The following is a 16,005-nucleotide window of genomic DNA, read 5'->3' on the forward strand; positions in this document are numbered from 1 at the left end:
CTACACCTCGGCGAGGATGGTATGAAAAATACATCGACAACCAACAGAACCGAATATTACAAAATCAGCAGCTTTATTTTTCTCTATTTCTTTACCTGGTCCGCGAGTATTGGCCTGCTGGCGATCTGGCTGGGTCAAAAAGCGAATCTCAGCGGGACGGTAATTGGAACCGTGTTCGCGGTGAACGGAATATTTTCCGTTATCCTCAAACCCATCTACGGCTATATTCTCGATAAAATCGGCATGAGCAAATATCTGCTCTATTTTGTGGTCGCCATGTCGGCCCTGATGGCGCCGTTTTTTATTTACGTCTATCAGCCGCTGTTAATGTCCAGTACCTTGCTGGGGATTATTATCGGCGCGCTCTATTTAAGCTTTGCCTGGTATGCAGGCGTGGCGGCGTGTGAATCCTATTCCGACCGCTTCAGCCGCTTAAACGGCATGGAGTTCGGGCAAATTCGTATGTGGGGCTCGCTCGGCTGGGCGGTGGCATCGTCCTTCTCCGGCCTGCTGTTCAACCTCTCACCGACCTATAACTTCATTATGGGCAGCGTGACGTCGATCGTGATGCTGGTTGTCCTGCTCAGCCTGAAAGTGAACACTAACTCCGTTCATGCCGATGCGGTATTGACCAAAGAGAAAATTGCCCCGGCAGATGTGTACGCCCTGCTGCGTAACCGTAAATTCTGGGCTTTTTGCCTGTACGTGGCGGGCGTGGCGTGGATGATGTTTATCGCCGAGCAGCAGTTCTCGCGCTATTTCGTTACCTTCTTTGACGATATTCATGAGGGCAACGCGGTGTTTGGTTATCTCGGCACCGTGCAGTCGGGCATAGAATTCGTCATGTATATGGTTGTCCCACTGTTCGTTAACTTTATTGGCGCCAGGCGCGGGCTATTAATTGTCGGGCTGATCGTCGGGGCGCGTTTGATTATTTCCGGGATGTGCGACTCGCATCTGTTAATTTCCGTGCTCAAGCCGCTATACGGTATAGAAATTTGCCTGCTGCTGGTGTCGGTCTTTAAATATATAGCGGAGCATTTCGACAAGCGCGTGAACGCCACCATGTATTTACTGGGCTATCAGGCGATGCTGTACGTGGGGAACGTGGTGGTTTCCTCGCCTGCCGGATATATGTATGACCGCATCGGCTTTGAACAGACCTATATCATCATGGGGGCGACGGCGCTGATCTTTACCTTTATTTCTGCCTTTACGTTATCCGCCTGCCAGAGCAAATGGCGCGGCCCCCGCCCGCTGAACGTAGCAGAACCTTCATCACGCTGACCACAAGGAACCGAAATATGTTAAGTCGTATCAGAGAGGAACGCCTGTCTGCCATTCCTGCTCCCGTAGACTCGCGCCTGTTTAGCGATGAACTGATCTCTGCGCGTAGCCACGTCCTCGAGCTGATTAGCCGTCATTTAACGGCATTCGGAGAGCAGTTCCCGGCGGAAACCTGCCGGAACGGTTATTACCCGCTGACCGACAACGTAGAGTGGACAACCAGCTTCTGGACCGGCCAGCTGTGGCTGGCGTGGGAGATGAGCGGCGAGGAGAAATTCCGCTCGATGGCGGAAAAACACGTGCGCTCCTTCGGCCTGCGCATCGCCGGGCGCAGCGACACCAACACTCACGATCTGGGCTTCCTGTACACGCTCTCCTGCGTGGCGGCGTGGAGACTTACCGGCAGCCGCGAGGCGCGCGGTTTCTCCCTGCTGGCGGCTGAAGCCCTGCTGGAGCGCTTTCATGAGAAGGCGAAAATCATTCAGGCGTGGGGCGATCTTTCAGACCCGGAGCAGGCCGGACGGATGATCATCGACTGCAACATGAACCTGCCGCTGCTCTACTGGGCGACGGAGCAGACGGGGGATCCGCGCTTTGCTGACGCCGCAAAAGCGCACGTCATGCAGGCGGCAAACTATCTCATCCGCGACGATGCCTCCACGTTCCACACCTATTATATGGACGTGGTAACCGGCGCGCCGCGCTACGGCAATACCCAGCAGGGCTATGCCGATGACTCCTGCTGGTCGCGCGGGCAGGCGTGGGGGATTTACGGCTTCCTGCTGAGCTATATCTATACCGGCGACGAGACGATGATCGCCCTGTCGAAGCGGCTGGCGAACTACTTCCTCAACCGCCTCCCGGAAGACTACGTCTGCCACTGGGATCTGGCGCTGGTGGGGACCGACGCGCTGCGCGATTCGTCCTCGGCGGCGATTGCGGTGTGCGGGCTGCTGGAGCTGGTGAAGCACCTGCCCGTGACGGATCCGGACCGGGAGCGTTATCTGGAGTGGGCCAAAGGCATTATGTCTTCACTGACGAAGCACTACCTGATGGGCAAAGAGGAGAAGGGTACCGGGCTGCTGAAACACTCGGTCTATCACCTGGCGAGCAACAAAGGGGTGGACGAGTGTGCGAGCTGGGGAGATTACTTCTACGTGGAGGCGCTGGTGCGCTTTACGCAGAGCTGGAAACTGTACTGGTAAAAACGGTCGGGGGGCGACCCCCGACTCGCGGATCACGCTTTAGGAATACGCAGCGTCTGGCCGGGGTAGATTTTATCCGGGCTGGAGAGCATCGGGCGGTTAGCCTCAAAAATCTTATTGTACTGGTTGGCATCGCCGTACACGGTTTTGGAGATAGCGCTCAGGGTGTCGCCGGATTTTACCGTGTAGTAGGTGGCTTCATCTTTGGCATCGGTCGTGGTGATGTTGTTCTCCACCTCGCTGACGCCCGCGATGTTGCCGACGGCGACCTGGATTTTTTCTTTCTGCTCCTGGGTCAGCCCGTCACCCGTCACGCTGGCCTTGCCGTCGGTAACGTTAACCTGAACTTTGTCTGAACCGGGAATGTTGAGTTTCTTGAGGTGCTCGGTGATTTTGTCGCTCTGACCTTTGTGGTCGGTCAGGTTATCCCATAGCTTTTCGCCTGCTTCTTTCACGAAGTTAAAAAGACCCATTCCATCCTCCTGTTAATCATGAAGTCAGAATAAGCATAGCAGGTCAGAGAGAATTCCCTCCCCGGAAGGAGAGGGAAGGCAGGTTTTAAACCCCTTGCTCCAGAATACGGATGTGGGTCTCCAGCACGTCACCCTTCACCGCATCGCTCCACGCTTTCATGTGCGCGGTCTGCAGGTGTGCTTCAAGGTGCGCGACGGTTTCCCACTGCTCAACCATGATAATGGAGTCTGGCGCAGTGGCCTGGAAGCTTGCGTCGGTAGCGGCGTCCACCATCGGCGCGTAGCCGTGGCAGCCTTCTTCTTTCAGTACGGTTGGGATGATTTTCGCGAACTGATCCAGCACCGCCTGGCGGTGATGTTGACCTGGACGAGTACGGATTTCTGCGATTACTGTAAGCATGGTTACTACTCCTTTAATTCCAGGCTACCAGTTAAGCAAAAATTTTCGCGAGATGCTTGCGATATTCTGCGATATAGCTCGGGACGTCAGGCATTTTAATCACGTCGTTGACGATAAAGGTCGGCAGCGGATCCATCCCCAGGAACTGGTTCGCCTTGTGGAACGGCAGATACGCGCCGTCTACGCCCACGCCTTCGAAGAACTGATCTTTTTCGGTGAAAGCTTCCAGAGGGGCGTTCCAGGTCAGGGAGAGCATATATTTTTTGCCCTGAATCAGGCCGCCGGAGCCGTATTTTTTAGAGGCATCTGAGCGGGTGCGTCCGTCGCTGGCATACAGCGAACCGTGACCTTCGGTGAAGACGTCGTCCATGTATTTTTTCACGGTCCACGGCGCGCCCATCCACCAGCCCGGCATCTGCCAGACAACCACATCGGCCCACAGGAAGTTCTGCACTTCGGCCTTCACGTCATAGTTGCTGTCCGCGCGCACGACCTTAACATCATGCCCGGCGTCGCGCAGGAAACCGTCCGCGACCTCGGTCAGGGTGTCATTCAGCTGGCCTTTAGAGTGCGCGAACTCTTTCGCGCCGTTGATAATCAGAATATTGCTCATTATTTGTCCTCGGTGATGAGAGTATGCCGGGTATTCTACGCGCGAGGACGGAGCGGAAAAATAAGCAAAATGTGCAAAGTCTTTTGCGCTAAATGCAATAATCCCTTACCAGTTAACCTTCACTTCAAAGCCGCCTTGTGGCGCATTGCCCAGTGAGACGCGCATGCCGTGCAGCGCGGCAATGCGTTTCACAATGGATAGCCCCAGCCCGCTGCCCGTGGCGTCCTGACCCGGTGGACGATAAAAGCGCTCGCCGAGACGCGCCAGCGCATCGGGCGAAATGCCCGGGCCATTGTCGCGCACGGTAACGCTACGGGTGTTCAGCGTCACGTCTACCACGCTGCCGCGCGGGCTGTAGCGGGTGGCGTTATCCAGCAGGTTACGCGCCAGCAGGCTCAGAAGCAGCTGCTGACCCGTGCGGGTCACCTCCGGCGCGTTGATGTGCAGGCGAATATCAATACCCGCCTGCTGTGCCGAAGGATAAATATCCATTACCGCAGACTGCAGCAGGTCGGCCATCGGTATCTGTTCTACGCCGTCCAGGCTCTCCAGCGAGTCCAGGCGCGACAGGGTGAGGAGCTGATCCACCAGCCGGGAGGCGCGGTCGATACCCGCGTGCAGCTGCGCCAGCGCTTTTTCCTGCGCCTGCGGATCGTCCTGAGAAAGCTGTGCCACGTCGGTTTGCACCTTCAGCGCCGCCAGCGGGCTGCGCAGCTCGTGGGCGGCGTCGGAGGTAAAGCGGCGCTCGCGGGTCATCATCTCCTGGGTACGGGTAAAAAGATGGTTCAGCGAGTCGAGCAGGGGGCGCACTTCCGCCGGCACGCCCTGAGTGGGCAGGGCGTCGGTGGCGTCCGGCGAGCGCGAACGCAGGGTCTGGGCCAGCTTTTTCAGGGGCTTCAGCTCCCGGCTCAGCAGGACGATCAGCAACAGTAGCATCACCGGCAGCGCCACCAGCCACGGCGTCAGCTGCGAGCTGACCACGTCCAGCGCCATATCCTGCCGGTACTCCCACTCCTGGCCGACAACGACACGGTATTTTCCGTCTGGCGACGTCAGCCATAAAAAGCGCCATTCATCGTTGTCATCCTGAAGCCGTCCGTCATCAAAGCCGTCACGACGATAGTGATACGGGATATCGCGCCCGTTTTCGCCGTCGTTAAGGATCATCGTGCCGTCTGAAGCGTAAATAGCGAAGGCCAGCGCGTCATCGTCCAGATGCCCGTGTTTGGCCTTTTTCGGCACCTCGCGCATGCGCTCCGGCGCGCGGATCTCGTCCAGATCCATCGTCAGCAGCCGTTTGGCAAACAGCATCTGCTGGGTGTCGAACAGCTTATCGAGCTTGTGGGTGGTCTGCTGCCACGCCACCAGGCTGGCGGCAAACCAGGCCGTCAGAGACAGCGCTAAAAAGAGGAGCGTCAGGCGCAGCTTCAGGCTCAGCTTCATGCGTCACCCAGGGTGTAGCCGATGCCGTGCACGGTGCGGATAAACTCGCTCCCGAGCTTGCGGCGTAAATGATGGACATGGACTTCGACGGCGTTGCTGGAGACGTCATCGTCCCAGGTATAAAGCTTTTCCTCGATCAGCTTGCGCGGCAGCACCCGGCCCGCGTTGCGCATCAGCAGCTCCAGCAGGGCAAACTCTTTGGGTTTAAGCGTCAGCGTTTCGCCCTCCAGCGTGGCGACGAGGCTTGCCGGATCGAGCGTCACCTTGCCGTGGCGCAGCTCGCTGCGGGTCTGACCGTGGCTGCGGCGCACCAGCGCTTCCAGACGGGCGGCCACTTCTATCAGCGCGAACGGCTTACAGAGATAATCGTCCGCACCGAGGCGCAGCCCTTCAACGCGCTGGTTCAGCGCATCCCGCGCGGTCAGGATCAGTACCGGTTCGCTGCGGCCGCTTTCGCGCCAGGCGCGCAGGATCACCAGACCGTCAATTCCCGGTAGGGTCAGGTCAAGCACCACGGCATCATAGGGCGCAGAGGCGAGCGCGGCCTGCCCGGTTTTCCCGTCGGTAAACCAGTCCACGCTAAAGCCCAGTTTGCTTAAGCCTGCTTTGATGCCATCGCCAATTAACCTGTCGTCTTCTACCAGTAAAATGCGCATGTTCCCTCCTTGATGCCGTCAGTAAACCCTCTGCAAGCGCCTGCTGTACAGTAAAAATAAATAAATTTTCCCCTTAAGAAGTTGTTAAGGTTTACCCTGTTTAATGGACTGCGAAACGACATTAAAGGGAGAGATGAAGATGAAAAAATTCGCTGCAATTGCTGCCATCATGATGATGACCACCGCGCCGGTCTTTGCTGCACAGGGCGGCTTTACTGGCCCATCTGCGACACAGACCCAGACGCAAACCCAGCAGGGCGGTTTTGTCGATAACAACGCCAACCTCACCACCGCGGCTAAAGTGAAAGATCTGAAGGACGATGCCTGGGTGAAGCTGCGCGGGAACATTACCGAGCGCCTGTCCGATGACCGCTACACCTTCCGCGACGAGTCCGGCACGGTGGTGGTTGAGATTGACCACAAGCGCTGGAACGGCGTGTCCGTCACCCCGCAGGATAAAGTAGAGCTGCAGGGTAAAGTCGACAAAGACTGGAACGAGTTTGAAATCGACGTGAAGCAGGTTATCAAGCTGAACAAATAACCCGAAAAGGGCCGCTTATGCGGCCCTTTTTCTTTGTGACTCAATTCGTCAGATGAGGTAGTATCTGCGGCAATATTGCCTGAAACCCTTCGGTTTCTGAGTTGAGGAATCACACGTAATGAGCGATATGGCAGAGCGCCTCGCGCTACATGAATTCACGGAAAACGCCTACCTGAACTACTCCATGTACGTCATCATGGACAGGGCGTTGCCGTTTATCGGGGATGGCCTGAAGCCCGTTCAGCGCCGCATCGTCTATGCGATGTCCGAACTGGGGTTGAACGCCACCGCCAAGTTCAAGAAATCCGCCCGTACTGTGGGTGACGTACTGGGTAAATACCATCCGCACGGCGACAGCGCCTGCTATGAAGCGATGGTGCTGATGGCCCAGCCGTTCTCTTACCGATATCCGCTGGTGGACGGGCAGGGGAACTGGGGTGCGCCGGACGATCCGAAATCCTTCGCAGCGATGCGTTATACCGAATCCCGCCTGTCCAAATACGCCGAAGTGCTGCTGGGCGAGCTGGGTCAGGGAACCGTTGACTGGGTGCCAAACTTCGACGGTACGCTGCAGGAGCCGAAGATGCTGCCTGCGCGTCTGCCGAACATCCTGCTGAACGGCACCACCGGTATTGCGGTCGGCATGGCGACGGACATTCCGCCGCACAACCTGCGTGAAGTGGCGAAAGCCGCCATCACCCTGATCGAGCAGCCAAAAACCTCGCTGGACGAGCTGCTGGATATCGTGCAGGGGCCGGATTACCCGACCGAAGCCGAGATCATCACCTCGCGTGCAGAAATCCGCAAAATCTACCAGAACGGTCGCGGCTCCGTGCGCATGCGCGCGGTGTGGAATAAAGAGGACGGCGCCGTGGTGATCACCGCGCTGCCGCACCAGGTTTCTGGTGCCAAAGTGCTGGAGCAGATCGCCGCCCAGATGCGCAATAAAAAGCTGCCGATGGTGGACGATCTGCGCGACGAATCGGACCACGAGAACCCGACCCGTCTGGTGATCGTGCCGCGCTCTAACCGCGTGGACATGGAGCAGGTGATGAACCACCTGTTCGCCACTACCGATCTGGAAAAAAGCTACCGCATCAACCTGAACATGATTGGTCTGGACGGTCGTCCGGCGGTGAAAAACCTGCTGGAGATCCTCAGCGAGTGGCTGACGTTCCGCCGCGATACGGTGCGCCGTCGTCTGAACCATCGTCTGGAGAAAGTGCTTAAGCGCCTGCATATCCTCGAAGGTTTGCTGGTGGCGTTCCTCAATATCGACGAAGTGATTGAGATCATCCGTACCGAGGACGAGCCGAAGCCCGCGCTGATGTCGCGCTTCGGCATCAGCGAAACCCAGGCCGAAGCGATCCTCGAACTGAAGCTGCGCCATCTCGCTAAGCTGGAAGAGATGAAGATCCGCGGCGAGCAAAGCGAGCTGGAAAAAGAGCGCGATCAGCTGCAGGCGATCCTCGCCTCCGAGCGCAAGATGAACACCCTGCTGAAGAAAGAGCTGCAGGCGGATGCCGATGCCTTCGGCGACGACCGTCGTTCTCCGCTGCACGAGCGCGAAGAAGCGAAGGCGATGAACGAGCACGACATGCAGCCGTCCGAGCCGGTGACCATTGTACTGTCGCAGAGCGGCTGGGTGCGCAGCGCCAAAGGCCACGATATCGACGCGCCGGGTCTGAGCTACAAAGCGGGCGACAGCTTTAAAGCGGCGGTGAAAGGCAAGAGCAACCAGCCGGTGGCGTTTATCGACTCCACGGGCCGCAGCTACGCTATCGACCCGATCACGTTGCCTTCCGCGCGCGGCCAGGGCGAACCGCTCACCGGTAAGCTGACGCTGCCGCCGGGCGCAACGGTTGACCACATGCTGATGGAGGCCGATGACCAGAAGCTGCTGATGGCGTCCGATGCGGGCTACGGCTTTATCTGTACCTTTAACGACCTCGTGTCGCGTAACCGTGCCGGTAAAGCGCTGATCAGCCTGCCGGACAATGCCCGCGTGATGACGCCGCTGGTGATTGAGAACGAGAGCGACATGCTGCTGGCGATCACCTCTGCCGGACGCATGCTGATGTTCCCGGTCAGCGACCTGCCGGAGCTGTCTAAAGGTAAGGGCAACAAGATCATCAACATCCCGTCGGCGGAAGCCGCGAAAGGTGAAGATGGCCTGGCGCACCTCTTCCTGCTGCCGCCGCAGAGCACGCTGACTATCCACGTTGGCAAGCGTAAAATCAAGCTTCGCCCGGAAGAGCTGCAGAAAGTGGTGGGCGAGCGCGGTCGCCGCGGTTCGCTGATGCGCGGCCTGCAGCGTATCGACCGCGTGGAGATTGATTCGCCTGCGCGCAGCAGCGCGGGCGACAGCGAAGAGTAATGTCATGACACCCCCTCTGTCCGGAGGGGGTATTTCAATAAAATTTCCCGTAAAATCGTTGTTAATTCGTGCGTTGCGATTAACAATACGCGCTCGTAATAAAGTCCTTACCTGGCCACAGGTGAAGTATAATTGTCAGCTGTCAGGGCTTCAGAGGTCGCTATGCTATACATTGTTCGTCTCATTCTTACCGTTATTTACTGCATTCTGGTCTGTATTTTCGGCTCTATTTACTGCCTGTTCAGCCCGCGTAATCCGAAGCATGTTGCCACCTTTGGCCATATGTTCGGTCGCCTTGCGCCGCTGTTTGGTCTGAAGGTTGAAAAACGCCTGCCTGAAGGAGCGGAGAACTTCGGTAACGCCATCTATATCGCCAACCATCAGAACAACTACGATATGGTGACGGCCTCCAATATTGTTCTGCCTCCGACCGTGACGGTGGGGAAAAAAAGCCTGCTGTGGATCCCGTTTTTTGGCCAGCTGTACTGGCTGACCGGTAACCTGCTGATCGACCGTAACAACCGTGCAAAAGCGCACGGCACCATTGCAGAAGTGGTGAATCATTTTAAAAAGCGCCGGATCTCTATCTGGATGTTCCCGGAAGGGACGCGTAGCCGCGGCCGCGGCCTGCTGCCGTTTAAAACCGGCGCGTTTCATGCCGCAATTGCGGCAGGTGTTCCAATTATTCCCGTGTGCGTTTCCAATACTTCTAATAAGATTAATCTTAACCGCCTGAATAATGGTCTGGTGATTGTCGAAATGCTGCCACCCGTCGATACCAGCAAATACGGTAAAGACCAGGTGCGCGAACTGGCAGCACACTGCCGCGAGCTCATGGCTCAGCATATTGCGCTGCTGGATAAAGAAGTCGCAGAAAGAGAAGCCGCCGGTAAGGTTTAATTCGGCGTTAAAGGGAAAAAGAATTCCCGCGTTGTTAGTCGTTTCAGATGGAGCTTATATGTCACTCAGTCGGCGTCAGTTTATTCAGGCTTCGGGGATTGCCCTTTGTGCGGGTGCGATGCCGCTGACAGCCAGCGCCGCCGGGCAGCAGCAGCCGCTGCCCATTCCGCCGTTGATTGAATCCCGTCGCGGGCAGCCGCTTTTCCTCACGCTTCAGCGCAGCCACTGGTCCTTTACCCAGGGCACGCGCGCGCCGGTGTGGGGCATTAACGGGCGCTACCTCGGGCCGACCATCCGCGTGTGGAACGGCGATGACGTTAAGCTCATTTACAGCAACCGTACGGCTGAAAATGTCGCCATGACCATCAGCGGCTTACAGGTTCCTGGCCCTTTGATTGGCGGCGCGGCGCGAATGATGTCCCCCAACGCCGACTGGGCGCCCGTCCTGCCGATTCGCCAGAGCGCGGCAACCCTGTGGTATCACGCCAATACCCCTAACCGTACGGCGCAGCAGGTCTATAACGGTCTGGCCGGCATGTGGCTGGTGGAAGATGAGGTCAGTAAATCTCTGCCGATCCCGAACCACTACGGCGTGGACGATTTCCCGGTCATAATTCAGGACAAACGTCTGGATAACTTCGGCACGCCCGAGTACAGCGAGCCGGGCAGCGGTGGCTTTGTCGGCGATACCTTGCTGGTTAACGGCGCGCAGAGCCCGTACGTGGAAGTGTCCCGCGGCTGGGTGCGCCTGCGCCTGCTCAACGCCTCTAACTCGCGTCGCTATCAGCTGCAGATGAGCGATGGCCGCCCACTGCACGTGATCTCCGGCGACCAGGGCTTTTTACCCGCGCCGGTCTCCGTTAAACAGCTGGCGCTGGCGCCGGGTGAACGCCGTGAAATTCTGGTGGATATGACCAACGGGGACGAAGTCTCCGTCACCTGTGGTGAAGCCGCGAGCATCGTTGACCGTATTCGCGGGTTCTTTGAGCCGTCGAGCATTCTGGTCTCCACGCTGGTGCTTACTCTGCGCCCGACCGGCCTGCTGCCGCTGGTCACCGATAGCCTGCCGATGCGCCTGCTGCCGCAGGAGATCATGAGCGGCTCGCCGGTGCGCAGCCGTGATATCAGCCTGGGCGACGATCCGGGCATCAACGGCGCGCTGTGGGATGTAAATCGCATTGATATCACCGCTCAGCAGGGAACGTGGGAGCGCTGGACGGTGCGTTCGGATATGCCACAGTCTTTCCACATTGAAGGTGTGTCATTCCTGATCCGCAACGTCAACGGCGCGATGCCGTTCTCGGAAGATCGCGGCTGGAAAGATACCGTGTGGGTGGACGGCCAGGTAGAACTGCTCGTCTACTACGGCCAGCCTTCGTGGCCGCACTTCCCGTTCCTGTTCCACAGCCAGACGCTGGAGATGATGGACAGGGGTTCCGTGGGGCAGATGCTGGTGAATCCGGCGCCGTAACGTGCTTTTCTCCCTCTCCCTGTGGGAGAGGGTTGGGGTGAGGGCAACAGCCCGCATAATACCCCTTCATTTCCCACAATGTTCCAGCGTATAATCCCCGCCCTTTTGTCTATTTTTTCTTCGGAAGCACTATGAGCGCAATTTCCCTGATCCAGCCGGATCGTGACCTCTTCTCCTGGCCCCAGTACTGGGCGGCCTGCTTTGGACCGGCGCCGTTCCTGCCGATGTCCCGGGAAGAGATGGACCAACTGGGCTGGGATAGCTGCGATATCATTCTGGTCACGGGCGATGCCTACGTTGACCACCCTAGCTTCGGCATGGCCATCTGTGGCCGTATGCTCGAAGCGCAGGGCTTCCGCGTGGGGATCATCTCCCAGCCCGACTGGAACAGCAAAGACGACTTCATGCGTCTGGGGAAACCAAACCTGTTCTTCGGCGTGACCGCCGGCAATATGGACTCGATGATCAACCGTTATACCGCCGACCGTAAGCTGCGCCATGACGACGCCTACACGCCGGATAACGTGGCGGGCAAACGTCCGGACCGCGCGACCCTGGTTTATACCCAGCGCTGCAAAGAAGCCTGGAAAGACGTGCCGGTGATCCTCGGCGGCATCGAGGCGAGCCTGCGCCGCACCGCGCACTACGACTACTGGTCAGATACCGTGCGCCGCTCGGTGCTGGTGGACTCCAAGGCCGACATGCTGATTTACGGTAACGGCGAGCGTCCGCTGGTGGAAGTGGCGCACCGTCTGTCGCAGGGCGAGCCGGTAAGCAGCATCCGCGACGTGCGCAATACTGCGATCATGGTGAAAGAGGCGCTGCCGGGCTGGAGCGGGGTGGATTCCCGCATTATTGATATGCCGGGCAAAATCGACCCGATCCCGCACCCGTACGGTGAAGATCTGCCGTGTGCCGATAACAAGCCGGTTGAGCCGAAGAAAGCGGAAGCGAAGGCTATCGTTGTGCAGCCGCCGCGCCCGAAGCCGTGGGAAAAGACCTACGTGCTGCTTCCGTCCTACGAGAAGGTGAAAGCCGACAAGGTGCTCTACGCGCACGCGTCCCGTATTCTGCACCATGAAACCAACCCGGGTTGCGCCCGCGCGCTAATGCAGAAGCACGGCGAGCGCTTCATCTGGATCAACCCGCCGGCGATCCCGCTCTCCACCGAAGAGATGGATAGCGTCTTTGCGCTGCCGTACAAGCGCGTGCCACACCCGGCGTACGGCAACGCCCGTATCCCGGCGTATGAGATGATCCGCTTCTCGATCAACATCATGCGCGGCTGCTTCGGCGGCTGCTCCTTCTGCTCCATTACCGAACACGAAGGCCGTATTATCCAGAGCCGCTCTGAGGATTCGATCATCAATGAGATCGAAGCCATTCGCGACACGGTGCCGGGCTTTACCGGCGTGATCTCCGATCTCGGCGGCCCAACCGCGAACATGTATATGCTGCGCTGCAAGTCGCCGCGCGCGGAGCAGACCTGCCGTCGTCTCTCCTGCGTCTACCCGAGCATTTGCGAGCACATGGATACTAACCACGAGCCGACGATCAACCTCTACCGCCGCGCACGCGACCTGAAGGGCATCAAAAAGATCCTCATCGCCTCCGGGGTGCGTTACGACATCGCCGTGGAAGATCCTCGCTATATCAAAGAGCTGGCGACGCACCACGTCGGCGGTTATCTGAAGATTGCGCCGGAGCACACCGAAGAAGGCCCACTGTCGAAGATGATGAAGCCGGGCATGGGCAGCTACGATCGCTTTAAGCAGCTGTTCGACACCTACTCGAAGCAGGCGGGCAAAGAGCAGTATCTGATCCCGTACTTCATCTCCGCGCACCCTGGCACGCGCGATGAAGACATGGTGAACCTGGCGCTGTGGCTGAAGCAGCGTCGCTTCCGTCTGGATCAGGTGCAGAACTTCTATCCTTCACCGCTCGCCAACTCGACGACCATGTATTACACCGGCAAAAACCCGCTGAGTAAGATTGGCTACAAGAGTGAAGAGGTGGTGGTGCCGAAAGGGGATAAACAGCGTCGTCTGCATAAGGCGCTGCTGCGTTACCACGATCCGAAAAACTGGCCGCTGATCCGCCAGGCGCTGGAAGAGATGGGTAAAAAACACCTCATTGGCTCGCGCCGCGACTGCCTGGTTCCGGCTCCTACGCTGGATGAGATGCGCGAAGCGCGTCGCCAGAACCGCAATACGCGCCCGGCGCTGACCAAACATACGCCGATTGTGCATCAGCGTTCGAACGGTAATTCCAGTGTGAAGAAACCTGTGAAGCGTAAAGCGTAAAAGAAAACCCCGGCTTGCCGGGGTTTTTTGTAGGTCGGGTAAGGCGAAGCCGCCACCCGGCGTTTTAACGCGATTACCCGCCAAACTGATCCGGGTCCGGCCCAAGCCGCTTACCTTTATCCAGCTTCGCAATTTCACCCAGCTCGTCTTTGTCCAGTCGGAAATCCCAGACGTCGAAGTTCTCGGCAATGCGCGACGGCGTGACCGATTTCGGGATCACCACCAGGCCGTTGTCCAGATGCCAGCGAATGACGATCTGCGCCGGGGTTTTGCCGTATTTATCCGCCAGGTCGCGGATGATTTTCTGATCGAACACGCCTTCACCGCCCTGCGCCAGCGGGCTCCAGGACTCGGTCTGGATCTTGTGGGTGGCGTTCCAGGCGTGAAGCTGGCGCTGCTGCAGCAGCGGGTGCAGCTCGATCTGGTTAATCACCGGAGCGACGCCCGTTTCGTCAATCAGGCGCTGCAGGTGATGCACCTGGAAGTTACAGACGCCGATGCTTTTCACCAGCCCCTCTTTCTGCAGTTCAATCATCCCTTTCCAGGCGTCAACGTAATGGTCGATGGCCGGAACCGGCCAGTGCATCAGGTACAGCTCGACGAAATCAAGCTGGAGTTTCTCCAGGCTCTCCTGCAATGCTTCGCGGGGGCGCTTTTGATCGTCGTTCCACAGTTTAGTGGTGATGAACAGCTCATCGCGGGGGACGCCGGCGCTGGCCAGCGCGGTCCCCACGCCGTCCTCGTTTTTGTACGCGGCGGCGGTATCAATCGACCGATAGCCGACTTCGAGTGCTTTATGAATGGCGGAGACGACCTCGTCGTTACCGGCTTTCCATACACCTAGCCCCAGCTGGGGCATCACGTTGCCGTCCTGCAGCTTGATTACGGTTTGGTTTGCCATTTTTCCTCCTTCAGGTGCGCATCGCCGGAGGGGGACTCCGGCGATGGGGTGTGCATTAAGTCTGGACGAAATGTCAAAAAACGAAAGTCAGGATGCCAAAAACGCTTAGCGTGCCGCTTCGTAGATTCGACGGCTGACGTCCAGTGTAATGTCACCGTGCTCGCCCAGCTGGGTCATGCCGTGCTCTTCAAGTTTTGCCAGCAGGGCAGGAATGGAGCTGCCGTCCAGGCCGTAGCCGGACAGACGCGTTGGCACGCCCAGGCTTTCAAAGAAGTTACGGGTCGCTGCAATGGCGGCATCAATACGCGCATCGTCAGAACCCTCGGTGATGTTCCACACGCGCTCGGCGTACTGCAGTAGCTTGGCACGCTTGGTATCCCGTTTTTCGTTCCACAGCGCAGGCAGCACAACGGCCAGCGTCTGGGCGTGGTCCAGGCCGTGCATCGCCGTCAGCTCGTGGCCCAGCATATGGGTTGCCCAGTCCTGCGGCACGCCAGCGCCGATCAGGCCGTTCAGCGCCTGCGTCGCGGCCCACATGACGTTGGCACGCACGTCGTAGTTTTCCGGCTCTTTCAGCGCTTTCGGGCCGTCTTCAATCAGCGTCAGCAGAATGCCTTCCGCGAAGCGATCCTGAATTTTGGCATTAACAGGGTAGGTCACGTACTGCTCGACGGTGTGTACAAAGGCGTCGACCACGCCGTTCGCCACCTGACGCGCGGGCAGGGTATAGGTGTAAACCGGATCCAGAATGGCAAAGACAGGCTGAACGTGTTCGTTCATAAAGGCCTGCTTGTCGCCGGTGGTTTTGCGGGAGATCACCGCGCCCTTGTTGGATTCAGAACCCGTCGCTGGCAGGGTCAATACGGATCCCATCGGGATCGCGCTTTTGATGTCGCTGCCGCGGGTTTCCAGGATGTGCCACGGATCGATTCCATCAGCGTAGTGCGCTGCTGCCGCGATGAATTTAGTGCCGTCCAACACGGAGCCGCCGCCGACCGCCAGCAGGAAGGTGATGTTTTCTTCGCGGGCGATTTTCACCGCGTTCATCAGCGTTTCGTAAGACGGGTTTGGCTCAATGCCGCCGAACTCACGCACGTCCAGTCCGTCCAGAGCACTGTAAACTTGATCCAGCACGCCGGTTTTTTTCACGCTGCCGCCACCGTAAGTGATTAGCACGCGGGCGTCAGCAGGGATCTGCGCGCGCAGGTCGGCGATAGCGTCTTTACCAAACAGAATGCGGGTTGGGGTGTGAAGATTAAAGTTGTTCATTGCTCGTTCCCTTTAGTGGGTGAAAAACCGTGGTGGCGCTGATGGCTACCTGATGCTGCTCATTGTGGCCGTCCGGGGCCAGGCTCTCAATGCACATTCCTGCCGATGTCTTGCCCATTTCTACAGAGCGCTGGAGAAACTTCGTAAAAATGCGCAGACTGTGAGG

The 16,005-nt window shown here is 58.2% G+C and carries 14 protein-coding genes; 7 read left to right on the plus strand and 7 right to left on the minus strand.

Annotated features, from left to right (window positions below; genetic code table 11):
* The first annotated feature begins 21 nt into the window (after positions 1 to 21).
* The gene (locus HBA26_RS03610) at positions 22 to 1,287 is read left to right on the plus strand and encodes an oligosaccharide MFS transporter (RefSeq protein ID WP_048959951.1); all 1,266 of its coding nucleotides are present in this window, start codon (positions 22 to 24) and stop codon (positions 1,285 to 1,287) included.
* Between the two features lie 17 nt (positions 1,288 to 1,304).
* Positions 1,305 to 2,492 (plus strand): glycoside hydrolase family 88 protein, encoded by a 1,188-nt coding sequence (locus HBA26_RS03615; RefSeq protein WP_041908119.1) that lies wholly within the window; start codon positions 1,305 to 1,307, stop codon positions 2,490 to 2,492.
* A gap of 32 nt (positions 2,493 to 2,524) precedes the next feature.
* Here HBA26_RS03615 and lysM read toward each other — a convergent pair whose 3' ends face one another.
* The 5 genes from lysM to qseB form a co-directional block, all read right to left on the minus strand.
* On the minus strand, positions 2,525 to 2,965 hold the full coding sequence (gene lysM / locus HBA26_RS03620) for a peptidoglycan-binding protein LysM (protein ID WP_028014428.1): 441 nt from the start codon (positions 2,963 to 2,965) through the stop codon (positions 2,525 to 2,527).
* Between the two features lie 85 nt (positions 2,966 to 3,050).
* Positions 3,051 to 3,365, minus strand: a complete 315-nt coding sequence (locus HBA26_RS03625) for a putative quinol monooxygenase (RefSeq protein WP_008502984.1) — start codon at positions 3,363 to 3,365, stop codon at positions 3,051 to 3,053.
* Between the two features lie 31 nt (positions 3,366 to 3,396).
* Positions 3,397 to 3,978, minus strand: coding sequence for an NAD(P)H-dependent oxidoreductase (locus HBA26_RS03630; RefSeq protein WP_041908121.1), 582 nt, complete (start codon positions 3,976 to 3,978; stop codon positions 3,397 to 3,399).
* Positions 3,979 to 4,083: 105 nt separating this feature from the next.
* On the minus strand, positions 4,084 to 5,421 hold the full coding sequence (gene qseC / locus HBA26_RS03635; protein ID WP_166720805.1) for a quorum sensing histidine kinase QseC: 1,338 nt from the start codon (positions 5,419 to 5,421) through the stop codon (positions 4,084 to 4,086).
* Complete coding sequence (gene qseB / locus HBA26_RS03640) at positions 5,418 to 6,077, minus strand: quorum sensing response regulator transcription factor QseB (protein ID WP_126344895.1); 660 nt, start codon at positions 6,075 to 6,077, stop codon at positions 5,418 to 5,420. Before qseB ends, qseC begins: the two co-directional genes overlap by 4 nt.
* A 139-nt stretch (positions 6,078 to 6,216) precedes the next feature.
* Here qseB and HBA26_RS03645 point away from each other — a divergent pair, with 139 nt between their 5' ends.
* The 5 genes from HBA26_RS03645 to HBA26_RS03665 all read left to right on the plus strand — a co-directional run bounded on the left by HBA26_RS03645 (position 6,217) and on the right by HBA26_RS03665 (position 13,669).
* On the plus strand, positions 6,217 to 6,618 hold the full coding sequence (locus tag HBA26_RS03645) for a NirD/YgiW/YdeI family stress tolerance protein (protein ID WP_126344896.1): 402 nt from the start codon (positions 6,217 to 6,219) through the stop codon (positions 6,616 to 6,618).
* A 118-nt stretch (positions 6,619 to 6,736) separates the two neighbouring features.
* A complete protein-coding gene (gene parC / locus HBA26_RS03650) occupies positions 6,737 to 8,995 on the plus strand; it encodes a DNA topoisomerase IV subunit A (protein ID WP_041908127.1) in 2,259 nt (752 codons plus the stop codon).
* A 162-nt stretch (positions 8,996 to 9,157) separates the two neighbouring features.
* Positions 9,158 to 9,895, plus strand: a complete 738-nt coding sequence (gene plsC / locus HBA26_RS03655; protein WP_028014424.1) for a 1-acylglycerol-3-phosphate O-acyltransferase — start codon at positions 9,158 to 9,160, stop codon at positions 9,893 to 9,895.
* A gap of 58 nt (positions 9,896 to 9,953) precedes the next feature.
* Positions 9,954 to 11,366 carry a cell division protein FtsP gene (ftsP, locus tag HBA26_RS03660; protein ID WP_126344897.1) on the plus strand — a complete coding sequence of 471 codons (1,413 nt, stop codon included), beginning with the start codon at positions 9,954 to 9,956 and terminating at the stop codon, positions 11,364 to 11,366.
* A 131-nt stretch (positions 11,367 to 11,497) separates the two neighbouring features.
* A complete protein-coding gene (locus tag HBA26_RS03665; RefSeq protein ID WP_048959528.1) occupies positions 11,498 to 13,669 on the plus strand; it encodes a YgiQ family radical SAM protein in 2,172 nt (723 codons plus the stop codon).
* Positions 13,670 to 13,742: 73 nt separating this feature from the next.
* Here the strand turns inward: HBA26_RS03665 and dkgA are convergent, their stop codons facing one another.
* Together dkgA and yqhD are read right to left on the minus strand one after the other, a co-directional pair.
* Positions 13,743 to 14,570 carry a 2,5-didehydrogluconate reductase DkgA gene (gene dkgA / locus HBA26_RS03670; protein WP_126344898.1) on the minus strand — a complete coding sequence of 276 codons (828 nt, stop codon included), beginning with the start codon at positions 14,568 to 14,570 and terminating at the stop codon, positions 13,743 to 13,745.
* A 105-nt stretch (positions 14,571 to 14,675) separates the two neighbouring features.
* Positions 14,676 to 15,839, minus strand: coding sequence for an alcohol dehydrogenase (gene yqhD, locus HBA26_RS03675; protein ID WP_041908132.1), 1,164 nt, complete (start codon positions 15,837 to 15,839; stop codon positions 14,676 to 14,678).
* Positions 15,840 to 16,005: the final 166 nt, after the last annotated feature.

The sequence above is a fragment of the Enterobacter sp. 725m/11 genome (assembly GCF_011683705.1).
In the GTDB taxonomy this organism is placed as follows: domain Bacteria; phylum Pseudomonadota; class Gammaproteobacteria; order Enterobacterales; family Enterobacteriaceae; genus Enterobacter; species Enterobacter bugandensis.